We start from the raw sequence: 25,343 nt of genomic DNA, 5'->3' as shown, positions 1-25,343 counted from the left end.
TTCGCGGGACCGGCGAACGGCGGGGTCAGGTGGTTCCCCGCCGGGTTCACCGGCGGAGGTGGAGGACGTTCCAGGACAGCGGCGGGAGCGTGGCGGTGAGCGTTCCGCTCTCGACCGCCGCGCCGTCGAGCCGGCGGGGTCGGACGCGGTCGGGCTCGGCGAGCGTGTTGCGGGCGTGCCGGTCCGGGTCGGCGAGCACCCGGTGCTCCACGACGCGCGTGCTGCCGGCCGCGCGGACGTCGGCGACCAGGTCCAGCGGCCGGTCCGTGCTGCGGTTGACCGCGAACACCGCCACGGTGTCCTCGTCCTGCTGGACCGCGGTGGCGTGCAGCAGGTCGACCTCGCCGTACTGGGCGGTGTCGTGCCTGGTCGATCGCGGCTCGACGCGCAACACCCGGCCGTGCCCGTGCCGAGCGGCGTCGGCGAAGGGGTAGAACGTGGTCTGCCGCCACGCCGGTCCGCCGGGTTCGGTCATGATCGGTGCGATGACGTTCACCAGCTGGGCCAGGCACGCCGCCGTGACCCGGTCGCAGTGCCGCAGCAGCGTGATCAGCAGACTGCCCACCACCACGGCGTCGGTGAGCGTGTAGTTGTCCTCCAGCAGCCGCGGTGCCACCTCCCAGGCCGGTTCCGTGGCGGGGTCGCGCAGCCGCCGGTACCAGACGTTCCACTCGTCGAACGACACCTCGACCCGCTTCGGGTGGCGCAGCTTGGCACGCACGTGGTCGCAGGTCGCCACGACGGAGTCGATGAAGTGCTCCATGTCCTCCGCCGAGGCCAGGAAGCTGTCGACGTCACCGTCGGTCTCCTCGTAGTAGGCGTGGCAGGAGATGTGGTCGACGTGCTCGTAGGTGTGCTCCAGCACGGTGTGCTCCCACGCGGCGAACGTCGGCATGGCCGAGTTCGAGCTGCCGCACGCCACCAACTGCACGCCGGGATCGACCATCCGCATCACGCGGGCGGTCTCGGCGGCGACCCGCCCGTACTCCTCAGCGGTCTTGTGGCCCATCTGCCACGGACCGTCGAGCTCGTTGCCCAAGCACCAGGAGCGGATCCCGTGCGGGGTGTCGTGACCGTGCGAACGCCGCAGGTCCGACCAGGTGGTGCCGCCGGGGTGGTTGCAGTACTCCAAGAGCTCCCGCGCTTCCTGCGGGCCGCGCGTGCCCAGGTTCAGCGCCATCATCGGTTCCACACCGGCGACCTCGACGAAGCGCATGAACTCGTTGAGCCCGAACTCGTTCGTCTCCACAGAACGCCAGGCCGGGTCCAGCCGCCGCGGTCGTTGCTCGACCGGGCCGACCCCGTCCTCCCAGCGGTAGCCCGAGACGAAGTTGCCTCCTGGGTAGCGCACCAGCGTCACACCGAGCTCGCGCACCAGGTCGAGCACGTCCTGCCGCAGACCGTCCTCCCGAGCTGTGGGGTGTCCTGGCTCGTGGATGCCGGTGTGCACGCAGCGGCCCAAGTGCTCGACGAACGAGCCGAACAACCGCGGGTTGGTCTCGCCGACCTCGAAGGCCGGGTCGATCGTCAGGCTCGCCCGCGCGGTCTCGCCGTGGGTCATCTCCCAGTTCCTCCCTACCTCCCCGCCAGACCGGTGTGCGCGATGCCGCGCACGATCTGGCGTTGGAACAGCACGAACAGCAGCAGCAGCGGAAGTCCCGCGATGACCACGGTTGCCATCACCTCGGCGTAGCGGACGCCGTAACTGCCCTGGACCGTGGCCAGGCCGACGGGCAGCGTCATCGAGTTCGGGTCGGCGGTGACGATGAACGGCCAGAGGAAGTTGTTCCACGTCGTGATGAAGGTGAAGATCGCGACGGCGGCCAGCACCGGGCGCGAGAGCGGCATGACGATGCGCCAGTAGATCCGCCACTGGCTCGCCCCGTCGACGATGGCGGCCTCCTCGAGCTCACGCGGCACGCCGTCGAAGAAGACCTTGAGGATGAACACCATCGCGGGCAGCACCACTTGCGGGAGGATCACGCCCCACGGCGTGTCCACCATGCCCAGGAACACCATCTCCTGGAACAGCGGCACGATCAGGACCTCGGTGGGGACCAGCACCCCCGCGACGACCACTCCGAACAGCGCCGTGCGGCCGCGGAACTCCGTGCGCGAGAACCCGTAGGCGGCCATGCTCGACAGCAGCACCACCAGCACCGTCACCGCACTGGCGGTGAACACGCTGTTGATCAGCCAGGTCCAGATGTCGTCCGTGGCCAGCACGCTGCGGTAGGCCTCGGTGGTGAACTCGCTGGGCAGCCAGCGCAGCGGCACCTCGGTCGTCTCCGACTCGGGTTTGAGCGAGGTCAGCAGGGTCCACACGAAGGGCAGCGACCACAGCGCCGCCAACCCGATCGTCGCGAGGGTCAGAAGTGCTGTGCCCCAGCCGAACCGGCCGTTCATCGGTCACCTCCTGCGGCTCGGCGGCGTTGGACGCTCAAGTGGGTGAGCGTGACCAGCAGGATCGCTCCGAAGAAGACGTAGGAGACCGCTGAGCCGTAGCCCGTGCGGTAGTGGGTGAAGCCCGACTCGTAGACGTACTGCAGGATCGGCCTCGTGCTGTGCTGCGGTCCGCCGTTGGTGATCAGGTAGAACTGGTCGAAGACCTTCAGCGATGCCAGCACCTGCAGCACCGCGACCAAGCCCGTCGTCGGGCGCAGCCCCGGCAGCGTGATGTGCCAGAGCTGGCGCCAGCCTCCCGCGCCGTCCAGCGACGAAGCCTCGTAGAGGTCGTCCGGGATCGCTTGCAGCGCAGCGAGGTACAGCAGGAAGTTGAACCCGACGGTCCACCACACCGTCGCCACCACCACGCCGAGCATCGCTGCGACCGGGTGCGCCAGCCAGCCCACCGGCCCGATGCCGAGCCAGGACAGCAGTGAGTCGGCGAGCCCGAAGTCCGGCTGGTAGATCCACGTGAAGATGAGCGCGATGGCCGAGGAGGGCAGCACGTAGGGCGCGAAGAACGCCAACCGCCACAGCCACCGCGCCGGTGCCAGGTGGTGCGTCAGCAACGCCATGACCAACCCGGCCAGGACGAGCGGCGGCGTGCTGGCCGCGGTGAAACCGACGGTGACGCCGAACGACTGCCACATCGCGGGATCGGTCAGGGCTTCGGCGAAGTTCGCCAACCCCACGAACTCGGTGCTCCCGCCGGTCAGGCTTGCGTTGGTGAGGCTGGTGACCAGTCCCATTCCCAGCGGCAGCACCAGGAAGAGCACGTAGGCGGCGAGGAACGGGGCCACGAACGCGAAACCCGAGCCTGCTCTGCGCGTGTTCATGCGGCCTCCCCTCACGCCGTGGGGTTCGGGGTGGCGAGCAGGTCTTCGACGACGTCCCGGATCTGCGGCACCGCCCTGTCGACGCGCACCCGTCCGTCCATCGCCGGTCCGAGCACCGCGTTGAGCTCGGTCCACAGCCGGGAGCCGGAGCCGGCGAACCAGACCTCGGGGTCGAGCTGGACGTCGTCGATCACCGAGCGGTACTCCGACTGCGGCTGCATCCGCGCGTAGGCCTCGCTGCGGGTGACGGGCAGGTACGCCGGGATGTGGCCGCCCTCGGCCCACCTCGTGCTGTCGCGCAGCAAGGCGGCGATGAAGTCGTAGACCACCAGGTGGTCCTCCTCGGTGCGGTCCCGGTGCGGTAGCACGAACGCGTGCGAGTCCGCTTCGGCGAGAGGCGGGCCGAAGATGCCCGGGAAGCGGGTCATGCCGAAGTTCACCTGCGCCGTGAGGAAGGTCTGCACCTCCCACTCGCCGTACCAGAAGAACCCGGCCCGCCCGCTGCTGAACAGCGCGATGGCTCCGTCGGCGTCCATCTCACCGGTGGCCAGCTCCTCCTCGTGCAGACCCTGCACGAATGCGAGGACGTCGGCGGTCTTGCGTTCGTCCAGCGCCGAGCGGGCGCCGTCCGGGGTGAACAGTTCACCGCCTGCCTGCCGGTACAGGCTCCAGAACAACCGCCACGGGGCCACGCCGTCGCCGGTGGTCTCCAGCAGCAGACCGGTGGACCCGGTCACGCGCCGGACGGCGCGCAGCGCCTCCCGCACACCGTCCTGGCCCACCAGGGTGCGCAGGCGGCCCTGCTCGTCGAGCAGGCCGGCCGCCCGGCAGACGTCGGTGTTGTAGTACTGGACGAACGGGTGCGTGTCGAGCGGGATCGCGAAGAGCCTGCCGTCGTGCGTCGCACGCCGCCACAGGCCCGGCGGGAAGTGCTCGGGTCCGATCCCGACCTGGCGCAGCAGGTCGGGACGCATCTCGTCGATCAGTCCGCCGGGCGCGAAGGCGGGCAGGCGCCCCAAGTGCAGGACCGCCACGTCGGGCGCGCGCTCGGCGGCTCCGGCCATCGCGAGCTTGGTGTAGTAGCGGTCGCCCCACTCCAGCGTGACGTCCTCGAGTTCGACCCCGGGATGCGTGGCGCGGTAAACGTCGAGCATCGCTTTCATGGTCTCGCCGTCGCCGCCGCCGAAGAGGTTCCAGTAGCGCAGCGCGTCTCCGGCGCGCGCGGATCCGCAGCCGCTCGCCAGTCCCGCGCATCCGAGGGCCGCTGCACCGAGCAGCGTCCTCCGGCTCACCTCGCCACCTGGCACGTCGTACCTCCGAGACATCGTTGTCCGGCAGGAATGTTCGGTATTTCGCACGGTGTCCGGTTCAGGCTGTGGATCAAGCTAGAGGCTCGTCGGGGTGCGGTCAATGGGCCGGTCGGGCGCCTTCGGGGTGGTCGGGCGCGGGCGTGCGAGGATGTCGGCCGGTGAGCGAACGGTGATCGTGGGGGAGTGGTGACGGCGCGGATTCCGGTGGTCGTGCTGGCGGGCTACTTGGGCTCGGGCAAGACGACGTTGCTGAACCACCTGCTGCGCAACAACGAGGGTCGCCGGATCGGCGTGCTGGTCAACGACTTCGGCAGCATCAACATCGACGCGATGCACGTCGCCGGTCAGGTCGACGCCGCGATGTCGCTCGAGAACGGCTGCCTGTGCTGCGCGGTGGACGTCGACGGCGTCGACTCGATGCTGGCGCGTCTGGCCTACCCGGGCGCTCCGCTGGACGCCGTCGTGATCGAGGCGAGCGGCATCGCCGAACCTCGGCAGCTGGTGCGGCTGGTGCTGTCCTCGCAGAGCCCGCACGTCGAGTTCGGCGGCCTGGTCGAGGTCGTGGACGCGGCCGAGTTCGACGACACCCGCGCCCGGCACCCCGAGCTGGACGACCACGTGCGGCTCGCCGACCTGGTCGTGGTCAACAAGGTCGACCGGCTCGACGAGCCGGAGCGGGAGCGGGTGCTCACCGAGGTCCGCGACATCGCCGACGGTGCCGTGCTGGCCGCCGAACGGGGCCGGATCTCGCCTGGGATCCTCCTCGACGCCCCCGGGGCGCGGGAGTCCGTCGGTGCGAAGCAGCTGTCCTTCGCCGACCTCGAGGAGTGCGGGGGCGATCATGCCCAGCACATGCACGCGGTCTACGAGTCGGTGGAGTTCACCGCGGAGTACCCGCTGAACCCCTCGGCCTTCCTGCGCTTCCTCCACGAGCGCAGCCGAGGTGTCTACCGCATCAAGGGCCCGATCGACTTCGGCGCTTCCGGTGATCACCGCCGGTTCGTGCTGCACACGGTCGGCGTGTACGCGGCCTTCGAGAAGACCCGCTGGAAGGGCGAACGCGCCACCCGCCTCGTCCTCATCGGCACCGACCTCGACCGCCAGGAGCTCACCGAGCGCCTCGAGGCGTGCATCGACCCGGACCCCACCAAGATCGACGAGAGGGGGATGCTCAACCTGGCCCGCCACCTCGACGGTTGAGCCCGGTCGGACGGTGCCGGTGCTGCTCCGGCCGAGCGACCCGCACCTGTTCGGCCTCGAGAACCCGACCACCTCGGTCCGAAGCGGTGGCAGGCTGGGTGAACTCGGCCGAGGGGAGAGCACGTGCATCCGGAGGTCGAACCGCACGAGTCCGGGATGGTGGAGGTCGGTGGTGACCACCGCCTGCACTGGGAGGTGTGGGGGAACCCCGCGGGCAAGCCCGCCGTGGTGCTGCGCGGAGGTCCGGGGCGGGGTGCACGCCGCGGTTGCGCCGGTACTTCGACTGGAGGCCTACCGGATCGTGCTGTTCGACCAGCGCATGTGCGGGCGCAGCACGCCGCACGCGGCGATCCGGGTGCCGACCTGTCGTTGAACACCGCGGACCACCTCATCGCCGACGTGGAGCGGATCCGCGAGCACCTGCACGTCGACCGCTGGCTGGTGGAGGGCGGGTCCTGGGGGTGCGTCCTGGCGCTGGCCTACGCCCAACGGCACCCCGAGCGGGTGTCGGAGCCCGGAAGCGTGGGCCTGGTTCCGGGAGGGCGTGCCGGAACAGGACCGGGACGGCGACCTCGTGGACGCCTACCACCGGCTGCTGGTGGACCCCGACCCCGCGGTGCAGCTCCGAGCGGCCCGCAACTGGTGCGCGTGGGAGGACGCGCTCGTCCCCGACACGACGCCGAACCCGGCCTTCGCGGACCCGCGCTTCGCGCTCGGTTTCGCCCGCATCGTCACCCACTTCTGGCAGCACGGGTCCTGGCTGGCGGAGGAGGTCATCCGCTCGGTGTCGCGGCTCGCCGGTGTTCCGGCGAAGCTGCGGCACGGCGTGCTCGACCTCCGCAACCTCTTGGCCACGCCGTGGCAGCTCGCCGCGGCGTGGCCGGGGAGCGAACTCCGGATGGTCGACCCCGGACATCGAGCGGCGGGTCAACTGGCGGAGGCGGTCGTCGACGCCACCGACGCGTTCCGCGAGTAGCGCGCGGTCGGCGTCCGTCAGCGAGGCCGCTGGTCCTGGTGCCACGGGGTCACGCGTGGTGTCCAGCGGGGACTGCGCGGGCAGCAGCGCTCGTGCTCCTCGCCGAAGCGCTCCCTGAGAGGTTCCTCCCGCAGCGGGACGTGGCGGGCGGGGGAGGGATCGCGGCGAGGGCGGCCTAGGCGTGGAGGCGCGGCTGCTGCAGCAGCGGCGCCTGCCCGATCGTTATCAGGTGCACGGCAGGTGCATCGGGTTGCGCCGGGACCGGTAGAGCCCGGTGGTGACCAGCTTCGACGGTGGTGCCGCTGGGGCCGGGTGTGCTGAGTCCCTCGACCGCGAAGTGGGCGAAAGATCGCGCCGGTGCGGCACTTCCAGCGACGATCATGGTGGTGCCCAGCAGCCGGGCCGGCAGGCCGTCCGGGGCCGGTCGGCGGGTCCGCCAGGGGGTGAGCAGCCAGCGGCCAGGCCGGTCAGGCTCCTTGGGCCGATCACCAGGAACGCGGCGCTGCCCCACGCCCCTGTGAGGCGTGCCCGCAGGCCGCCCGGGCTCGGGGGTCAAGGGACGGGACCTACCGCGCATCGTCACGCCAACGGGTGAATTTTCATTCGCTCGTGTTGGAAAATCTGCATTGGCGAATGCAGGATGTGTGTGCAAGCGAGAGGAGGTACGGCCCCTGTGGGCCAGCTCGAAAGGGGGGGCGTCGGCATGACGATGGCGTTCGATCCGCTGTTCCGGGACCTGAACCGCTTGGCCAACGAGGTGTTCGGTTCCAGCCGCGCACCGCAGGCGATGCCGATGGACGTCTTCCGGACGGGCGACCAGTACGTCGTCGCGTTCGACCTGCCGGGCATCGATCCGGACTCGCTGCAGGTGCAGGCTGAGAACGGCACGCTGACCGTGCGGGCCGAGCGCAAGGGGATGCCGGCCGGCGACGGCGACGTGAGCTACATCAGCGCGGAGCGTCCGCGCGGCACGTTCTCCCGTCAGCTGTCGCTGGGTGACGGGTTCGACCTGGACGGCGTCACCGCCGACTACACGGACGGCGTGCTGACGGTGATGTTGCCCGTGGCCGAGCAGGCCAAGCCGCGGCAGATCAAGGTCGGCCATGGCGGCGGCCAGAAGGTGATCGAGAGCGGCGATCGGTGACCGTCGAGGAGGAGCAGGCCTGCGGCGCCGGGTTCGCCGCAGGCCTTCAGCTGTCCGCCCGGCGGCCGGTGCGATGACGGAGCGAGGGGGCCGTGTGGGCGCTGACCGAGCGGGTGTCGAGGGCAAGATCGACGACGCCCACTACCCGGCTTACACGATGGGTCGCGCTGCGGAGATCGTCGGCGCGACCCAGCCCTTCCTGCGCTCCCTCGAGGAGTCCGGCCTGGTGCGCCCGGAGCGCTCGGCGGGCGGGCACCGCCGGTACTCGCGCTCGCAGCTCCGGCTCGCCGCGCGGGCGCGGGAACTGGTGGACCAGGGCATGCCGGTGTGGGGCGCGTGCCGGATCATCGTGCTGGAAGACCGGCTGGCCGATCTTGGCGTGGACCCGCCGGACCACGAATCCTGAAGCGCTGCGCGGGCTCAGCCACGAGAGCCCTCGACGCTCGCCACGAGCCAGGCGGCGACGTCGGTGAGCTTGAGGTTGGTGTGCTGCGAGCTCTCCACGAGCATCTGGAACGCCTTGTAGTCGTCGATCTTGAAGCGTTCCATCAGGATTCCCTTCGCCTGGCCGATGAGGTCGCGCGTGCTCAACGCCGTGCTCAGCTGGTGGGCGTTGTGGGCGTGGGCCAGCGCCAAGCCCGCGTGGGAGGCGAACAGTTCACCGAGCAGCACTGCCTCGTCGTCGAAGACCCCCGGCCGCCGCGAGTAGAGGTTCAGCGTCATGCGCCGCCGGTCCAACCCCGTGTCGAGGCGGTAGCACAGGGCGCCCGCGATGCCCTCGTGGCGGGCGGCCTCGGCCAACGCCGGCCACCGCTCGGTCTCCTCGCCCAGGTCGTGGATGCGCACGGTGCCACCGGTGGCCAGCGCGAGCAGGCACGGACCTTCGCCGGTGTCGTTCTGCACCCGGTCCGTGCGGTCCGCGAGGTCGCAGGTGGAGACCCGTTCGACGAGGCGCCCGCCCCGGGTCAGCTCCACGATCCCCGCGCCCTCGGTGCCGGGGATCGCCGCCACCGCGCTGCGGGCGGTCGTGTCGAGGGCCTCCGCCAGGTCGTGGGCAGCGTTGAGCCGGCCGACCGCGTCGGCGAGCCAGGAGATGAGGCGCCCGGCTTCGTCCTCGGTCAACATCGGGTGCGGACCTCCCGGAGTGGCGGGGAGTTCGAAGGTACGCGTGAGCTCCGCCGCGTGCGAACGATCGACTTCGCGCTTCGTGCGAAGGTTTCACGCGTTGTGTAGGGTCGGGTGCTGTCGGTTGAGGTCACAGCCGCTGACGTTCCGCTGCGGGTGCGCGGTGCCGAGTTCCGGATCGGTCGGTTCCCCCTGCGGCGTGCCGCGCCGCTGCCGGTGGAACGCGTTCTATTGCCTCGGATCGTGCGCTGGTGCGCGCGCTCGCTCGCTCAGGTGTTGAGGTGGTGTTGAGTGACGAACGCCGACGTGTCGGGCTTGGAGAGCCCGGTGCCTGCCCCCCGCGGGACGTCCCCGCGTTCGGCCGGATCGGTGTGCGGCGCGTTGCGCGTGCGCGTGGTCCGGCCCGGCGGCGGCGTGGTGGTCGTGCAGGTATCCGGCGAGATGGACCTGGCCGCCCGGCACTTCTTGGCGGAGCCCGTCCGGCAACGGCTCGTGGGCACGGCTGCCGTGGTGGTGCTCGACCTCTCGCAGGTCACGTTCATCAACTCCGACGGTGCGCTCGCCCTGCTGGAAGCGCGCCACCTCGCCGATGCCCGTCACAAGGAGCTCGTCCTGGTCTCCTCGCGCGTCGTCGACCGCCTGCTCGGACTGCTCAAGCTCAGCGCCCGCTTCACCTACACGACCGGCGAGGAGGTCCCGGCCTCGCAGTGACGGCACGCACAGGCGTGGCTGCGGGGTGCAACCGTGATCGTCGCGCCTCACCGTGCGATGCTGTGTCCCTTGGGAAGAGGGAAGGAGCAGCATGGCCGAGCAGGACCGGGACAACGCCACCGGGGAAGCCGGTGACCCGGGTGGCGAGGTGCACGACGAGGGAACCGAGAACCACGAGCAGGCCGAGGAACTCGCCGAACGCGGTGAGCCGGAGTCGGGAGAAGCGCCGAAGCGGCGCTTGGGGCTGATCGCGGACCCGGACATGCCCGAGCGGGTCACCAGGCGCCTCGCCGACGACCTGCCCGACATGCTCGGCCAGGAGTACGTCTCCTGGGCCGTCGAGGTCGACGTCGACCCGGTCACCGCGGGCCGGCACAACACCCGCGACATCCTCGCCTCCACCCGCGACCGGATGGACCACCACAACTGGGACTACGCGATCTGCCTGACCGACCTCCCGGTGCGCACCCACGGCCGGCCCGTCGTCGCCGAGGCCGATTGCGACCGCAACGTCGCCGTGGTGTCGTTGCCCGCGCTGGGCGGCACTCAGGTCTACCGGCGGTCCAAGCAGATCATGCTGCTGATCGTTGACGAGCTCACCGGTCACCGCGGCGGCGGGGAGAACCGCTACGGCCTGGACAACACGCTCACCAGGATCCTCGCTCCGGTCGAACGCCACGAGCAGGACGAGCAGCACGAGGCCGACATCCGCTACACCACCACCCCCAAGCGCGGCCGGATGCGGTTGCTGGCGGGGATGGTCCGGTCGAACGAACCCGCGCAGTTGATCTTCGGCTTGCGCAGCGCGCTGGCCGCGGCCGTGGCCACCAGTGCCTTCGGGCTGTCGTCGAGCACCATCTGGCAGATCGGTGACCAGCTCGGCGTGCTCCGGCAGCTCCTCGCCGCGTTCGTGTCGGTCGCCCTGCTGGTGTTCTGGTTGATCACCGCGCACGGGCTGTGGGAGAAGCGCAAGAGCGGCAGCGAGGCGGACCGCGAGCAGGTGCTGCTGTACAACACCTCCACCGTGGCGACGCTGACGATCGGTGTCGGGGTCATGTACCTCGGGCTGTTCGTGATCAACCTGGCGGTGGCGATGTTCGTCGTACCCGAAGAGCTCCTCTCCAGCACCTTGGGGCACCCGGCCGACTTCACCCGGTACCTGACCTTGGCGTGGGGCTTCACCAGCATGGGCGTGGTCGCCGGAGCCCTCGGCTCCAGCCTCGAGTCGGACCAGGCGGTGCGCCAGGCCGCCTACGGCTACCGCGAAGAGCAACGCCGCACCGAGCAGAGCGAGCAGAGCTGAAGCTGGGCTTCGAGGAGCCGCTCGGGGCGCGAACCCGGGCGGCTCCGTGCTTTCCAGGTGTCTGCGGCGCGCCCGGCCACGAAGCCGCTCGCGACCCCGCGGTGGTGCGCGGGCACCAGGCAGGCCTCCGCATCCGCGGGCAGCCCCACAAGCCCGGGGCCAGGTCCCTGCACCGGGGCGTCGCCCTCCGCGAGGAACTCGACCCCCGAAGTTCCCCGTCGAACTTCGCGCGAAGTTCGACGGGAGGACGTGGCCGGAGCCGCGGCAGGTCTCCGGCGCCGCTGCGCACAGGCGACCCGCGCAAGGCGGCGACTCAGGCGTGCAGGCGGGTGAGTGCTTCCCGGCGCCAGCGTTCGGTGCGCTCGAGGTCGTTGAAGGTGAAGACGTGGACGCCGTTGATGGCGTTGCCGGGCTCGGTGATCTGGTCGGCGACCGCGGCGGCGAGCTTGTCCGGGCGGTACCCGCTGGGCAGGAAGAACCGCCAGAGCACCCCCGACTGCTTGGCCAGGAACCGCGCGGACTGACCCAAGCCCAGGCCGGCTGACACGCGGACCAGCTTCTGCCGGTTGACCTTGCCCGGGATGCCGACGCGCACCGGCGTGGTGATGCCCGAGGCGCGCAGGCCGGTGGCCCAGCGGGTGGTCGCCGCCGGGTCGAAGCAGAGCTGGGTGACGATCTCGTGAACGCGGTCGGCCTTGCGCCGCAACGCTTCTGAGATCACTTCGGCCGGGATCCTGCCGTGGCCCTCCGGGTACCCCGCGATGCCGACGTGAGCGAACTCGTGCCCGCCCTCGGCGAGGGCGAGCAGCAGGCTCTCCGCGTCGGGGAACTCCCCGGCCGGCTCGGCCGCGTCACCGCCGATCACGAACAGCCGCTCCACGCCCGACTCCAGCAACCGGCCGGCGATCTCGTCCAGCTCCGCGCGGTCGCGGACCAGCCGCGCCGCGAGGTGCGGAGCCGCGGAGTAGCCGTTCTTGGTGAGCCGGACGGCCAGGTCGATCGTCGGCTCCAGTCCCCTGGCCTCCGTGGTGGTGACCGTCAGCGGCACATCGCACGGCACGTGCGCGAGGACCTGCTCCTCGGTGCTGCGGAAGGGCAGGACCTCGTAGGAGGCGTTGCGCAGCGCACCGGCCAGCCCTGCGCTCACCGCGATGCCCACTCGTCGAACTGCGCCGCGACCTCGCCGATGGTCGTCCCCGGCCCGTGCCCGGGGCGGACCCGGGTCCGCGGGGGCAGCGGCAGCAGCCTGTCCCGGATCGAGTCGAGGATCGCGTCGTGGTCGGAGAACGACCGGCCGGTCGCGCCCGGCCCCCCGGCGAACAGCGTGTCGCCGGTGAACACGGTCGCCAGGTCCGGGCAGTAGAGGCACACCGATCCCGGGGTGTGCCCGGGCGTGTGGACCACCTGCAGGCTCAACCGTCCGATGTGGAACGTCTGCCGGTCCAGCAGCCGCCCGTCGGGCTGCCGGGACGGGTGCGTCAGCTCCCACACCGGCCGGTCGGCCGGGTGCAGGTAGATCGGCGCGCCGACCGCGTCGGCCAGCTGCGGGGCTGCGCGCGCGTGGTCGTCGTGGGCGTGGGTGGCCAGCACGGCCACCACCTCGCGGTCCGCGACGAGCTCGCGGACCGCGTCGACGTCGTGCGGTGCGTCGATGACCAGGCACTGGCGGTCGTCACCGACGACCCACAGGTTGTTCTCGACTTCGTGGACCTCGCCGTCGAGGGAGAACTTCCCGTCGACGGTGGCGTGGTCGATCCGGATGCCCATCAGAACGTCACCACCGAACGCAGCACTTCACCACGGCTCATCTTCTCGAAGGCCGCTTCGACATCATCAAGGGAGATCTCCTCGCTGACGAACTTCTCGAGCGGCAGTCGGCCCTGCAGGTGCAGTTCGGCGAGCACCGGGAAGTCGCGTTCGGGGAGGCAGTCACCGTACCAGCTGGACTTCAGCGCTCCGCCGCGGGCGAAGACGTCCAGCAGCGGCAGCTCCAGCCGCATCGACGGGTCCGGCACGCCCACCAGCACGACTGTGCCTGCCAGGTCGCGGGCGTAGAACGCCTGCTCGTAGGTCGCGGGTACGCCCACCGCGTCCACGACCACGTCGGCGCCGTGCCCACCGGTGAGCTCGCGCACGGCCTCCACGGTGTCGGCTTCGGCGGCGTGGACGGTGTGGGTGGCGCCGAACTCGCGCGCCCGCACCAGCTTCTCCGGGTCCTTGTCCACCGCGATGATCCGCCGCGCACCGGCCAGGGACGCGCCCGCGATGGCGCCGTCGCCGACGCCCCCGCAGCCGATGACCGCGACCGAGTCGCCGGGGCCGACCTGCCCGGTGTTGATCGCGGCGCCGATGCCGGCCATCACGCCGCAGCCCAGCAGGCCTGCCGCCGCGGCCCGGGTGGCGGGGTCGACCTTCGTGCACTGTCCTGAGTGGACCAGAGTGCGCTCGGTGAAACCGCCGATGCCCAGCGCGGAGGAGAGCGGGGTTCCGTCGGGCAGCGTCATCGGCTGGGCCGCGTTGTGGGTGTCGAAGCAGTACTGCGGGCGGCCGCGCTTGCAGGCGCGGCAGACGCCGCACACCGCGCGCCAGTTGAGCACCACGAAGTCACCAGGCGCGACACCCTCGACCCCGGCGCCGACCTGCTCGACGACACCGGCGACCTCGTGGCCTAGCAGGAACGGGTAGTCGTCGCTGATGCCCCCTTCCCGGTAGTGCAGGTCGGTGTGGCAGACACCGCAGGCCTGCACCTGGACGACGACTTCGCCCGGGCCGGGGTCGGGGACGTGGATGGTGGTCACCTCGACCGGCTTGCCCTTGCCGGTGGAGACCACTGCGCGTGCTTCGGTCACGTCAACGCTCCTGTCGAACGGGTTCGGTGATGCTCGGCGGCCGCGTCGCAGAGCCAGTCGGCGAGGTAGCGCGCGAACGAGGCGCGCACGAAGATCCAGTAGTGCGGCGGGTCGGCCTCGCGGCACAGCAGCAGCACGCCGGCGCGGGCCAGCAGGGTCTGCGCGCACTGGTCCGGGCCGAAGCTGCGCCGGTGCAGGTCCAGGGCGCAGCCCTTCGCGAGGAGTTCGGGAGCCTTCGGCCCGGAGACCTCGATGATCGTGCGGTGCGCGGAGACGTCGACGACCGCGCCGTGCTCCTCGCCGAGGGCATCGGTGAGGGTGGCCTGGAGCTGCCCGGCCGAGCCCTCCGGACCGACCAGCAACCACTCGTCGGGACCGAGCCAGGCGACCAGCACCCGTTCGGTGCGCGCCACCTGCCCGGCCTGGTTGGGCAGCATCGCGCCCAGCGCGGTGCCGATGCGTTCGGCGGCAGGGCTCTTCGGGTCGACCCGGAGCGAGACCTGAGCGGTGAAGGCCACTTCGGACAACCGCAGCGCACCGGGCGCCGCAGCGTCGGCCAGCGCCTCGGCGCGGGCGGCCAGCGGGGATTCGCCGTAGGGCTCAGCCATCGCGGCGTGCTCCTTCCTGGTCGTAGAAGACCGGTTCGGTGATCTCCACGGGCACCAGCTGGTCACCGACGTGGCTGTAGATCGTCTGCCCGATGCGGTCGCGACCGCTCTTGACCAGCCCGAGCGCGAAGGTGCGGCCGAGCGTGGCGCTGCGGTAGCTGGAGGTGACGTGACCGAGCATCGGGACCGGCGGCTCCGGCAGTTCCGCCGCCTCCACCAGCTGCGATCCTTCGGGCACGACCGCGGCATCGGCCGGCGGCAGCAGGCCGACCAGGTGCTTGCGGTCGGAGCGGGCGGTGTCGGCGCGGGTGAACGAGCGCATGCCGAGGAAGTCGGTCTTCTTCTTCGACACGGCCCAGCTCATCCCGAGGTCGTGCGGGGTGACGGTGCCGTCGGTGTCCTGGCCGACGATGGGGAAGCCCTTCTCGGCGCGCAGCACGTGCATCGTCTCGGTGCCGTACGGGGTGAGGCCGAACGGCCTTCCGGCGTGGTGCAGCGCCTCCCACACCTCGCGGCCGTACCAGCGGGGCACGTTGATCTCGAAGGCGAGCTCGCCGGAGAAGCTGATCCGGCACACCCGGGCCTGCCGGCCCGCCACGATGCCGTCCTTCCAGGCCATGAACGGGAACGACTCGGGGTCCAGCTCGATGCCGGAGGTCACCTGCGCCAGCACGTCGCGCGAGCGGGGCCCGGCCAGGGCAGTGGTGGCCCACTGCTCGGTGACCGAGGTCAGGTGCACCCGCAGGTGCGTCCACTCGGTCTGCAGCCAGTCCTCCAGCCACTCCAGCACGCCGGCGGCACCACCGGAGGTGGTGGTGATGAGGTAGCGGTCCTCGCCGGTGCGCATCACCGTGCCGTCGTCGAAGACCATGCCGTCGGCGGTGCACATGACCCCGTACCGGATGCGGCCGAGCTTGAGCGTGCTCATCTTGCCGGTGTAGACGAGGTCGAGGAACTCGGCGGCGTCCGGGCCCTGCACGTCGATCTTGCCGAGCGTCGAGACGTCCTGCACGCCCACGCCGGTGCGCACGGCCTCGCACTCGCGCAGCACCGCAGCCTCCAGGTCCTCGCCGGGCTGCGGGTAGTACCACGGGCGCTTCCACTGGCCGACGTCCTCGAACTGCGCGCCCTGCTCGACGTGCCAGTCGTGCATCGCGGTCACCCGGACCGGGTCGTAGAGGTCGCCCCGGTCGCGGCCGGCGAGGGCGGCGAAGGCCACCGGGGTGTAGGGCGGGCGGAACGTGGTCGCCCCGACCTCCGCGAGCTCCACCCCGAGCAGTTCCGAGATCACGCCCGAGGACAGGATCCCGGAGGTCTTGCCCTGGTCGTGCGCGGTGCCGATGGTGGTGAACCGCTTGATGTGCTCTACCGAATCCATGCCCGCGCCGACGGCCTTGCGCACGTCGGCCACCGTCGCGTCCCGCGCCAGGTCCACGTACTGCTCGTCCTCGCACGCGCCGGTGATCAGCCAGGTGGGCTGCGGCGCGACGACCGGGGGAGCGGCGGCGGTGGGGACCTCGGCGAAGTCCGCGTCGAACCCCGCGTCCCGCGCCGCGTCGCTGCCGGCCTCGGCGCCGGTGCGCAGGCAGTCGACCGTGCTGAAATCGCCTGCCGCAGCGCCGGTCGAGCGCACGCCTCGCGCGCTGCGGTCGGGCACGAACGCGCCGATCTCGGGCGAGTAGCGCAGCGTGCCCCGCGACTGGCTGTGCAGGTGCACGGCCGGGTTCCAGCCGCCGGAGACCAGCAGCAGGTCGCAGTCCAGCTCCGCGGTCGACCCGTCGTCCGCGCGCTGCGCGGTCACCCCGGTCACGCGCTCGGTGCCGGTGGTGCCGATGACGGCGGAACCGTGGCGGATGGCGATGCCGCGTTCCACGCAGCGCGACGCCCACACCGTCGGCACGACCGGGCGCACGTCGACGACCGCCGCGATCTCGACGCCGGCGTCGTGCAGGTCGATCGCGGCGGCGTAGGCGCTGTCGTTGGTGGTGAGCACGACCGCGCGCCTGCCGGGCAGCACGCCGTAGCGGTGCAGGTAGGTGCGGGCAGCCCCGGCGAGCATGGTGCCGGGCCGGTCGTTGCCGGGGAACACCAGCGGGCGCTCGTGCGCACCGGTGGCCAGCACGACCTCGCGTGCCCGGATGTGCCAGGTCCGCTGCCGGACGAAGGTGTCCTCTCCCTTGTGCTCCACGGCCACGAGGTAGTTGTGGTCGTAGTGGCCGAACACCGTGGTGCGCGGCAGCACCACGACCTCCGGGGAGTCCTGCAGCTCGGCCACGACCCGCGAGATCCACCGGTCGGCGGGCCCGCCGCCGAGGTGTTCGCCGCTGCCCAGCAGCTGCCCGCCGAACTCGGTGTCGGCGTCGGCGATGACGACTCGCGCCCCGCTGCGCGCCGCGCTCAGCGCCGCGGCCAGCCCGGCCGGGCCGGCGCCGACGACCAGCACGTCGCAGTGCGCGTGGGTCGCCTCGTAGCGGGCCGGGTCCGGTTCGGTGGCCAGGCGCCCCTGGCCGGGCAGGCCGGTGGCGGCCAGCCCGTCGCGCAGCGCGACCGTGGTCGCGGTCAGCATCGGTTCTGGGAAGGGTTCGTCGATCTGCACCAGCGCGTTCGGCTCTTCCGGGCCCGCGGCCGCGATCCCGCGCGGGCGTCCGTGCTTGATGCTGGTCGTGACCTGGTGGACGCCGTTGGCCAGCACCGCGGACGCCAGCGTGTCGCCCTGGTAGCCCTCGTAGTCGCGTCCGTCGAAGCGGAACCGCAACACGCGGTCGCGGTCGACCCGGCCGCCTGCGGCGAGCCTGAACTCGTTGCTCACCTCGTCACCGCCCTGTCGTCGTGGAGGATCTCGTTGGTCCGGGTGTCGCGGCGGAGGGTGAACCAGCGACGGCACCCGGCCTGGTGGTTCCAGCGCTCGGTGAAGGCGCCCTTGGGGTTGGCGCGGTAGAACAAGAAGTGCGCCCAGTCCACATCGGACACCGCGCTCGGATCGGCCGGGTACGACACGTCGGCCTGGCCGCCGTGGTGGAACTCCGTCTCGTTGCGAGGCCCGCACCACGGGCAGGGGATCAACATCATCGTGGGTGCCCTCCTGGGGGTTGTCAGAGGTGCGGCGGTAGCCGGTGCGCGACCCAGCCCGCACCGCCGAGCGGACGAGCCGGGAAGCTCCCGTTCAGTGCGCGACCCCGGCGGCGCCGTGTTCGTCGACGAGAGCGCCCGTGGTGAACCGGTCGAGGCTGAAGGGGGCGTTGAGCGGGTGCGGTTCGTCGTGGGCGATGGTGTGGGCGTAGCACCAGCCGACGCCCGGTGTGGCCTTGAAACCGCCTGTGCCCCAACCGCAGTTGACGTAGAGGTTCTCGAACGGCGTGGTGCCCGTGATCGCCGAGGCGTCGGGGGTCACGTCCACCACGCCGGCCCAGGTGCGCAGCACGTGCGCTCGGGCGAACATCGGGAACAGCTCCACGGCCGCGGTCAGCTCCCGCTCGATGGTGTGGAACGAGCCGCGCTGCCCGTAGGAGTTGTAGGAGTCGATGCCCGCGCCGAGGACGAGCTCGCCCTTGTGCGCCTGGCTGACGTAGACGTGCACGGCGTTGGACATGACCACCGTCGGGTGCACCGGCTCCAGCAGTTCGGAGACCAGCGCCTGCAACGGGTGGCTCTGGATCGGCAACCGCAGTCCGAGCTCGTCGGCCAGCACCGAGGTGTGCCCGGCCGCGGCCAGGGCGACCTTCCCGGCGGCGATGTCGCCGCGGGTGGTCTTCACGCCCACGATCGTGTCGCCGACCCGGTCGAACCCGGTGACCTGGCAGTTCTGCACCAGGTCCACGCCCATCCGGTCCAGCGCGCGGGCGAAGCCCCACGCCACGTGGTCGTGCTTGGCGATGCCCGCGCGGGGTTGCCAGGTGGCGCCCATGACCGGGTAGCGCAGGTCGGGGGAGGTGTTGAGGATCGGGCAGATCTCGGCCACCTGCTGGGGGTCGAGCCATTCGGCGTCGATGCCGTTGAGCCGGTTCGCGCCGACCCGCCGCACGCCGTCGCGGACCTCCTGCAGCGAGTGGGCCAGGTTGAGCACGCCGCGCTGGGAGAACAGCAGCGGGTAGTCCAGCTCCTCCTCCAAGCCCTCCCAGAGCTTCAGCGCGTGCTCGTAGAGCCCGGCGCTCTCGTCCCACAGGTAGTTGGAGCGGATGATCGTGGTGTTGCGGGCCATGTTCCCGCCTGCCAGCCAACCGCTCTCGAGCACGGCCACGTTGGTGATGCCGTGGTTGACCGCGAGGTAGTAAGCGGTAGCCAGGCCGTGACCTCCGCCGCCGACGATCACCACGTCGTAGGACGGTTTCGGGTCGGCGGTATCCCAGAGCCAGTCCGGGTGTTCGGGTAGCTCAGCGCCGGGAGTGCGCGGCATGAGAGCCCTCCGTTCGAGGTGCGAGGGAGCAGGTGCTCAGCAGGGGAGACGCGCTAGGAAGACAACTGATGTATCAGATGGATACCAAGGTAGCACCACGCGCCGCCCGGTCAAGCCCTCTCGCTCAGGCGCGGGTCAGGAAGGCGGGGGAGTTGCCATGACCGGCGGCCGGCATCCGCCGGTGCTGAGCGGGTTCCGAGTGCGCCGGCGTGCTGGCGGAGCTCCTGCTCCCGGCGCTGGGCGAACGGCCCTGACCGGGTCGAGGGAGCGCGCTCCCTCGACCTGCCGATCGCCGCGTCGTTCGCCCGTGCGAGGGAGGTTTCCCCTGGGGCGGCGGAATTTCCCGGCCACGTGTTGACCGCGGTTCGGCGGCCGCTTACCTTGATGTCCAGTTGATATATCAGTCCTCTTCCAGAGAGTGTTGATCTTTCTCCGCACGGCTCCGCTCGGTGCCGGAAATCCCTCCCCCGCAACGCCTCTCGCCTCGTCGCAGGCGGGTCTCCCCAGCTTCACGCCTCCGCCCGTTAGGAGATCAGCATGGGCACGACACCTCGCGTCGTCATCATCGGAGCCGGGATCGTCGGTGCGAACCTCGCCGACGAGCTCACCAGCCGCGGGTGGAACCAGGTCACCGTCGTCGACCAGGGACCGCTGCCGCTCACCGGCGGTTCGACGTCGCACGCCCCGGGCCTCGTCTACCAGACGAGCCCGTCGAAGACGATGACCGAGTTCGCCACCTGCACCGTCGAGAAGCTGCAGGGCCTCGACGACGACGGCGACCGGTGCTTCAACCAGGTCGGCGGCCTGGAGATCGCGACCACCCCGGAACGGCTCGCCGACCTGCACCGCAAGCAGGGCTGGGCCACCTCCTGGGGCGTTCCGGGCGAGGTCATCGGACCCGAGGAGTGCGCGAAGCTGCACCCGCTGCTGGACGCGGAGAAGGTGCTCGGCGGGCTCCACACGCCCACCGACGGACTCGCCAAGGCGGCCCGCGCGGTCGTCGCGCTGGCGCGGCGCTCGGTGGCGCGCGGCGCTCGGTTCCGCGGTGCGGTGAAGGTCGTCGGCATCAACCACAGCCACGGCCGGGTCACCGGGGTCGAGACCGACCACGGTGAGATCCCCGCGGACGTCGTCGTGAGCTGCGCCGGGTTCTGGGGCCAGGCCATCGGCGAGATGGTCGGCATGACGGTCCCGCTGCTGCCGATGGCCCACCAGTACGCCAAGACCGCGCCGCTGCCCGAACTGGCGGGGCGCAACGACGTCCGCACCGAGGCCAACCTGCCGATCCTGCGCCACCAGGACCGCGACCTCTACTACCGCGAGCACGTCGACCGCCTCGGCATCGGCACCTACGCCCACCGGCCGATGCCGGTGCGGCTGGACGAGCTGCCGCAGGACGAGGAGACCTCGGAGCGGGCCATGCCGTCGATGCTGCCGTTCACCGAGGAGGACTTCGCCCCGTCCTGGGAGCACAGCAAGCACCTGCTGCCCGCGTTGCGGACCGCGACCGTGGAGGAGGGCTTCAACGGGGTCTTCTCCTTCACCCCCGACGGTGGGCCGCTGGTCGGCGAATCGCCGGACGTGCACGGCTTCTGGATCGCCGAGGCCGTGTGGGTCACCCACTCCGCCGGCGTCGCGCGGTCGGTCGCCCAGCTGCTGGTCGACGGGCGCAGCGAGGTCGAGCTGCACGGGTGCGACGTGCACCGCTTCGACGACGTCGAGACCGCGCCCGAGCACGTCGAGGAGACCTCCTCGCGCAACTTCGTGGAGATCTACGACGTCAAGCACCCGCTGCAACCGAAGTTCTCGCCGCGGAACCTGCGCGTGAGCCCGTTCCACGCGCGGCAGGTGGACCTCGGTGCCGTCTTCCTCGAGGCCCACGGCTGGGAACGCCCGCACTGGTTCGAGGCGAACGCCCCGCTGGTCAAGGACCTGCCGATGGAGTGGCAACCGCCGTCGCGGGACGCCTGGTCGGCGATGTACCACAGCCCGATCGCCGCGGTGGAGGCGTGGAAGACCCGCACCGCCGTCGCGCTGTACGACATGACCTCCCTCAAGCGCCTGGAGGTCAGCGGACCCGGAGCGCTGGCGTTCCTGGACGGGCTGACCACCAACAAGGTCGACAAGTCGGTCGGGTCGGTGACCTACACCTTGATGCTCGACGAGGCCGGGGGTGTGCGCAGCGACCTGACCGTGGCACGACTCGGCGAGCAGCTGTTCCAGGTCGGGGCCAACGGCAACCTCGATCACGAGCACCTGCGTCGCAAGCTCCCCGACGACGGGAGCGTGGCGTTGCGCGACATCACCGGAGGCACCTGCTGCATCGGTGTGTGGGGTCCGCTGGCGCGGGACCTGGTGCAACCGCTGAGCCGGGACGACCTGTCCCACGACGGGTTGAAGTACTTCCGCTGCAAGCGGATCCGCATCGCCGGCGTCCCGGTCACCGCCATGCGCGTGTCCTACGTCGGGGAACTGGGCTGGGAGCTCTACACCAGCGCCGAGCACGGCCAGCGGTTGTGGGACGTGCTCTTCGAAGCGGGCCGTGACCTCGGAGCGGTGGCCGCCGGCCGCGCCGCGTTCAACAGCCTCCGGCTGGAGAAGGGCTACCGGGCCTGGGGTGCGGACATGACCACCGAGCACAACCCCTACGAGGCCGGTGTCGGGTTCGCCGTGCGCCTGCAGAAGGGGGACTTCGTCGGCCGGGACGCCCTCGCGCGGATCGAGCCGGAGGTCGTCGCACGACGGCTGACCTGCCTGACCATCGACGACGGACGCAGCGTGGTCCTCGGCTCGGAACCGGTGTTCCTCGACGGCGAGCCCTCGGGCCACATCACCTCGGCGGCCTTCAGCCACACGCTCGGCACCCCCATCGCCTACGCCTGGCTCCCGGCGGAGGCCGAGGTGGGAACCCCGGTGCAGATCCAGTACTTCGACCGGCTGGTCCCGGCCACGGTCGCGGCAGAGCCGCTGGTGGACCCCGACATGCACCGCATCCGCCGGTGACCCGGGCCGCCGTCCCCTCCGTCCCCGCACACGACCCGATCGGAGCACGCACATGAGCCTGTCCACGTTCGACTTGTTCAAGGTCGGCATCGGGCCGTCGAGTTCGCACACCGTCGGGCCGATGCGGGCGGCCTACCGGTTCGTCGAGCACCTGCGCGCCACCGGCGCGCTGCCCGAGGTCGCGCGGGTGCGCTGCGAGCTGTTCGGATCGCTGGGCGCCACCGGGCACGGGCACGGCAGCGTCACGGCCGTCGTGCTCGGGCTGGCCGGGGAACAACCGCACCTGGTCGATCCGGTGGCCGTGGAACCGCAGGTGCTCGCGGTGCGGGAGGAGAAGCGCCTCAGCCTCGGCGGTGAGCACAAGATCGCCTTCGACGTGGACTCCGACGTCGTGCTGCACCGCCGGACGCGGTTGGAGTTCCACAGCAACGGGATGGTCCTCGAGGCCTTCGACGACAGCGGTGCCCGTCTCGTGCGCCGCGAGTACTACTCGGTCGGGGGCGGTTCCGTCCTCGACGAGGACGAGGCGGCACGTCCGGCGCCTTCCGACGCCACCCCGCTCGCCCACCCGTTCCGCAGCGCCGCCGAACTGCTCGCCCACACCCACCGCACCGGGCGGCGCATCAGCGACCTCGTCCTGGTTAACGAAACCGCCTGGCGCACCGAGGAGGAGGTCCGCGCGCAGCTGCTGCACATCTGGCAGGTGATGCGCGAGTGCGTCGAACGGGGCGTGCGCACCAGCGGGGTCCTGCCCGGCGGCTTGCGGGTCCGCCGCCGAGCCCGCGCGCTGCGCGCCAGCCTCGACGACACCGCCGATCCGATGGAGTGGGTGTCGCTCCACGCCTTGGCGGTCAACGAGGAGAACGCCGCGGGCGGTCGGGTGGTGACCGCCCCGACCAACGGTGCCGCCGGGATCGTCCCGGCGGTGCTGCACCACGCCCACCGCTCCGTGCCCGGTTTCGACGACGACGCGGCGGTCCGGTTCCTGCTCACCGCCGGCGCCATCGGCGTGCTGTTCAAGCAGAACGCCTCGATCTCCGGCGCCGAGGTCGGGTGCCAGGGCGAGGTCGGCTCCGCCTGCTCGATGGCCGCCGCCGGACTGGCCGAGCTGCTGGGCGGCACGCCCGAGCAGGTGGAGAACGCCGCCGAGATCGGCATCGAGCACAACCTCGGGCTCACCTGCGACCCCGTGGGCGGACTGGTGCAGATCCCCTGCATCGAGCGCAACGCCATCGCCGCGATCAAGGCGATCACCGCCGCCCGGATGGCGCTGCGCGGCGACGGCCGGCACCACGTCTCGCTGGACACGGCGATCAAGACGATGCGCGAGACCGGAGCGGACATGAAGGACGAGTACAAGGAGACCGCGCGCGGCGGCCTCGCGCTGAACATCGTGGAATGCTGAGGAGAATCCCGTGACGTTCACCCTCACCTTGAGCTGCCCGAACCGCACGGGCATCGTCCAGGCCGTCAGCTCGTTCCTGTTCGAGCGCGGGTGCGACATCGGCGAGTACCGCCAGTTCGACGACGCCGTGCGCGGGCGGCTGTTCCTGCGCGTGCAGGCCACCGGGGACGCCGACCTCGAGCACCTCTCACGCGGGTTCGAGCAGGTGGCGGCGGACTTCGCGATGGACTACGCCTTCCACCCCGACCGACCTGCCCGGGTGCTGGTGATGGTGTCGAAGCTGGGGCACTGCCTCAACGACCTGATCTACCGCTGGCGCGCGGGTGGGCTGGGCGCCGAGATCGTCGCCGTGGTCTCCAACCACGTGGACCTGCGCCCGATGGCCGAGGCCGCCGGGCTGCCGTTCCACCACATCCCGGTCACGCCGGAGACCAAGCCGGCGGCCGAGGCGCGGTTGCTGCAGGTGGTCGACGACCACGCCGCCGAACTCGTCGTGCTCGCCCGGTACATGCAAGTGCTCTCCGACCAGACCTGCAAGGCGCTGCACGGCCGCGCGATCAACATCCACCACTCGTTCCTGCCCGGGTTCAAGGGCGCGAAGCCCTACCACCAGGCCTACGACCGGGGCGTGAAGCTCGTCGGCGCCACCGCCCACTACGTCACCCCCGACCTCGACGAAGGGCCGATCATCGAGCAGGAGGTCATCCGCATCGACCACACCCACGACCCGAAAGCCCTGCAGACCGTCGGCAGGGACGCCGAAGCGCTCGCGCTGTCCCGCGCGGTGCGCTGGCACTGCGAGCACCGAGTCCAGCTCAACGGCACCAGCACCGTCGTGTTCCCGTGAAAGTCCTCCCCCTGCGCTGAGAGGTTGTCGCCCATGACCACCGGTGAGCTCCCCACCACCGAGTCCCCGCTTCCCGAGAGCCTGCGCGAGACGCTGCCGGGCCACTACTACACCGACCCCGGGATCTTCCGCCTGGAGCAGGCCACGATCTTCGAGGCGAGCTGGTTCTGCGCCGTGCGCAGCGCGGACCTGACCGGGCCGGGCACGTTCGAGACCGTCCAGATCGGACGTGAGAGCGTCCTGGTCACGCGGGGCCGCACCGGCGCCGTCAAGGCCTACCTCAACGTGTGCCGGCACCGCGGTGCTCGCTTGTGCACCGAGGAGGAGGGCGAGGTCCGCCGGTCCTTCCAGTGCCCGTACCACGCCTGGACCTACTCCCTGGACGGCGCTCTGATCGCCGCGCCCAACCTCGGTGCGATGGACGACGTCGACCGCACCCGGTACGGCCTGCACGAGGTGCACGTGCGCGAATGGCTCGGCTACGTGTGGCTGTGCCTGGCCGACGAGCCGCCCTCGTTCGAGGACACCGTCATCGGCGACGTCGCCACCCGGCTGGGCACTCCGGACGCGATCGTGGGGTACCAGGTCGCGGACCTGAAGCTGGGCAGGCGTGTCGAGTACGACGTGCAGGCGAACTGGAAGCAGATCGTCGAGAACTTCATGGAGTGCTACCACTGCGCCACGATCCACCCCGAGCTCACCGACGTGCTCCCGGAGTTCGCCGATGGCCTGGCCGCGCAGTACTTCGTGGGACACGGCGCCGAGTTCGGCGAGGACGTCGAGGGGTTCACGGTGGACGGTTCGGCCGGGCTGACCAAGTTGCCGGGCGTGAACGAGGAGCAGGACCGCCGGTACTACGCCATCACCGTGCGGCCGCAGGTGTTCATCAACCTCGTGCCCGACCACGTCGTCTTCCACCGGATGTTCCCGCTGGCGCCGGACCGCACGCTGGTGCGCTGCGATTGGCTGTACCTGCCGGAGGTGGTCGACTCGGGAGCGGACATCGAGCGCTCGGTGGAGCTGTTCCACCGCGTCAACCAGCAGGACTTCGAAGCCTGCGAGCGCTGCCAGCTGGCGATGGGTTCACGCTCCTACGCCGCGGGCGGCGTGCTCGTGCCCAGCGAGCACCACATCACCGAGTTCCACGACTGGGTCCGGGAACGCACGGGCTGAGCGCAGCACCCGGGC

Annotated in this window: 21 protein-coding genes and 1 pseudogene; 10 read left to right on the top strand and 12 right to left on the bottom strand. The window is 71.0% G+C overall.

Features of this window, described 5'->3' with window-relative positions; genetic code table 11:
• Positions 1–46: 46 nt before the first annotated feature.
• Genes arfA through EIL87_RS20620 form a run of 4 tightly spaced genes read right to left on the bottom strand, consistent with a single transcriptional unit; the run spans position 47 to position 4,573 of the window.
• Positions 47–1,561, bottom strand: a complete 1,515-nt coding sequence (gene arfA / locus EIL87_RS20635) for an arabinosylfuranosidase ArfA (protein WP_125092229.1) — start codon at positions 1,559–1,561, stop codon at positions 47–49.
• A 14-nt stretch (positions 1,562–1,575) separates the two neighbouring features.
• A complete protein-coding gene (locus EIL87_RS20630) occupies positions 1,576–2,406 on the bottom strand; it encodes a carbohydrate ABC transporter permease (RefSeq protein ID WP_125092228.1) in 831 nt (276 codons plus the stop codon).
• Positions 2,403–3,281 (bottom strand): carbohydrate ABC transporter permease, encoded by an 879-nt coding sequence (locus tag EIL87_RS20625; RefSeq protein WP_125092227.1) that lies wholly within the window; start codon positions 3,279–3,281, stop codon positions 2,403–2,405. Before EIL87_RS20625 ends, EIL87_RS20630 begins: the two co-directional genes overlap by 4 nt.
• Positions 3,282–3,292: 11 nt before the next feature.
• A complete protein-coding gene (locus tag EIL87_RS20620) occupies positions 3,293–4,573 on the bottom strand; it encodes an extracellular solute-binding protein (RefSeq protein WP_158628675.1) in 1,281 nt (426 codons plus the stop codon).
• Positions 4,574–4,774: 201 nt separating this feature from the next.
• Between EIL87_RS20620 and EIL87_RS20615 the strand changes: the two genes are divergently transcribed.
• The 4 genes and pseudogenes from EIL87_RS20615 to EIL87_RS20600 all read left to right on the top strand — a co-directional run bounded on the left by EIL87_RS20615 (position 4,775) and on the right by EIL87_RS20600 (position 8,317).
• Positions 4,775–5,791, top strand: a complete 1,017-nt coding sequence (locus EIL87_RS20615; RefSeq protein WP_125092225.1) for a CobW family GTP-binding protein — start codon at positions 4,775–4,777, stop codon at positions 5,789–5,791.
• A gap of 156 nt (positions 5,792–5,947) precedes the next feature.
• Positions 5,948–6,767: pseudogene (locus EIL87_RS20610) on the top strand (alpha/beta fold hydrolase).
• A gap of 703 nt (positions 6,768–7,470) precedes the next feature.
• Positions 7,471–7,911 (top strand): Hsp20/alpha crystallin family protein, encoded by a 441-nt coding sequence (locus EIL87_RS20605; protein WP_125092394.1) that lies wholly within the window; start codon positions 7,471–7,473, stop codon positions 7,909–7,911.
• A 94-nt stretch (positions 7,912–8,005) separates the two neighbouring features.
• A complete protein-coding gene (locus tag EIL87_RS20600) occupies positions 8,006–8,317 on the top strand; it encodes a helix-turn-helix domain-containing protein (protein ID WP_233576418.1) in 312 nt (103 codons plus the stop codon).
• A gap of 14 nt (positions 8,318–8,331) precedes the next feature.
• On the opposite strand, the gene EIL87_RS20595 is transcribed toward EIL87_RS20600, so the two are convergent.
• Positions 8,332–9,036 carry a GAF and ANTAR domain-containing protein gene (locus tag EIL87_RS20595; RefSeq protein ID WP_125092223.1) on the bottom strand — a complete coding sequence of 235 codons (705 nt, stop codon included), beginning with the start codon at positions 9,034–9,036 and terminating at the stop codon, positions 8,332–8,334.
• A gap of 291 nt (positions 9,037–9,327) precedes the next feature.
• Between EIL87_RS20595 and EIL87_RS20590 the strand changes: the two genes are divergently transcribed.
• Both EIL87_RS20590 and EIL87_RS20585 read left to right on the top strand, forming a co-directional pair.
• The gene (locus EIL87_RS20590) at positions 9,328–9,747 is read left to right on the top strand and encodes an STAS domain-containing protein (RefSeq protein ID WP_125092222.1); all 420 of its coding nucleotides are present in this window, start codon (positions 9,328–9,330) and stop codon (positions 9,745–9,747) included.
• Between the two features lie 91 nt (positions 9,748–9,838).
• Entirely contained in the window at positions 9,839–11,050 is a 1,212-nt protein-coding gene (locus EIL87_RS20585) for a hypothetical protein (RefSeq protein ID WP_233576417.1), read from the top strand.
• A gap of 313 nt (positions 11,051–11,363) precedes the next feature.
• Here EIL87_RS20585 and EIL87_RS20580 read toward each other — a convergent pair whose 3' ends face one another.
• The 7 genes from EIL87_RS20580 to EIL87_RS20550 form a co-directional block, all read right to left on the bottom strand.
• On the bottom strand, positions 11,364–12,197 hold the full coding sequence (locus tag EIL87_RS20580; RefSeq protein WP_233576416.1) for a methylenetetrahydrofolate reductase: 834 nt from the start codon (positions 12,195–12,197) through the stop codon (positions 11,364–11,366).
• Positions 12,194–12,817 (bottom strand): MBL fold metallo-hydrolase, encoded by a 624-nt coding sequence (locus EIL87_RS20575; protein WP_125092221.1) that lies wholly within the window; start codon positions 12,815–12,817, stop codon positions 12,194–12,196. The genes EIL87_RS20580 and EIL87_RS20575 overlap by 4 nt, the downstream gene beginning before the upstream one ends.
• Entirely contained in the window at positions 12,817–13,899 is a 1,083-nt protein-coding gene (locus tag EIL87_RS20570; RefSeq protein ID WP_125092220.1) for an S-(hydroxymethyl)mycothiol dehydrogenase, read from the bottom strand. Before EIL87_RS20570 ends, EIL87_RS20575 begins: the two co-directional genes overlap by 1 nt.
• A complete protein-coding gene (locus EIL87_RS20565) occupies positions 13,896–14,507 on the bottom strand; it encodes a sarcosine oxidase subunit gamma (RefSeq protein ID WP_125092219.1) in 612 nt (203 codons plus the stop codon). The genes EIL87_RS20570 and EIL87_RS20565 overlap by 4 nt, the downstream gene beginning before the upstream one ends.
• Complete coding sequence (locus EIL87_RS20560; RefSeq protein ID WP_125092218.1) at positions 14,500–17,316, bottom strand: 2Fe-2S iron-sulfur cluster-binding protein; 2,817 nt, start codon at positions 17,314–17,316, stop codon at positions 14,500–14,502. Before EIL87_RS20560 ends, EIL87_RS20565 begins: the two co-directional genes overlap by 8 nt.
• Positions 17,313–17,576, bottom strand: a complete 264-nt coding sequence (locus EIL87_RS20555; protein WP_125092217.1) for a sarcosine oxidase subunit delta — start codon at positions 17,574–17,576, stop codon at positions 17,313–17,315. The genes EIL87_RS20560 and EIL87_RS20555 overlap by 4 nt, the downstream gene beginning before the upstream one ends.
• A 94-nt stretch (positions 17,577–17,670) precedes the next feature.
• The gene (locus EIL87_RS20550) at positions 17,671–18,900 is read right to left on the bottom strand and encodes a sarcosine oxidase subunit beta family protein (protein WP_125092216.1); all 1,230 of its coding nucleotides are present in this window, start codon (positions 18,898–18,900) and stop codon (positions 17,671–17,673) included.
• A gap of 537 nt (positions 18,901–19,437) precedes the next feature.
• Between EIL87_RS20550 and EIL87_RS20545 the strand changes: the two genes are divergently transcribed.
• From EIL87_RS20545 to EIL87_RS20530, 4 genes are read left to right on the top strand one after another with little or no spacing between them, the layout of a single operon-like run.
• A complete protein-coding gene (locus EIL87_RS20545) occupies positions 19,438–21,903 on the top strand; it encodes a GcvT family protein (protein ID WP_125092215.1) in 2,466 nt (821 codons plus the stop codon).
• Positions 21,904–21,955: 52 nt separating this feature from the next.
• Entirely contained in the window at positions 21,956–23,308 is a 1,353-nt protein-coding gene (locus EIL87_RS20540; protein WP_125092214.1) for an L-serine ammonia-lyase, read from the top strand.
• 10 nt (positions 23,309–23,318) lie between these two features.
• Positions 23,319–24,155, top strand: a complete 837-nt coding sequence (gene purU, locus EIL87_RS20535) for a formyltetrahydrofolate deformylase (RefSeq protein WP_125092213.1) — start codon at positions 23,319–23,321, stop codon at positions 24,153–24,155.
• A 33-nt stretch (positions 24,156–24,188) separates the two neighbouring features.
• Complete coding sequence (locus tag EIL87_RS20530; protein WP_125092212.1) at positions 24,189–25,328, top strand: aromatic ring-hydroxylating oxygenase subunit alpha; 1,140 nt, start codon at positions 24,189–24,191, stop codon at positions 25,326–25,328.
• Positions 25,329–25,343 lie beyond the last annotated feature (15 nt).

It is taken from the genome of Saccharopolyspora rhizosphaerae (assembly GCF_003931915.1).
In the GTDB taxonomy this organism is placed as follows: Bacteria; Actinomycetota; Actinomycetes; order Mycobacteriales; family Pseudonocardiaceae; genus Saccharopolyspora; species Saccharopolyspora rhizosphaerae.
Note: the sequence above shows the minus strand (reverse complement) of the source record. Positions and strands in the feature narration are given on the sequence as shown.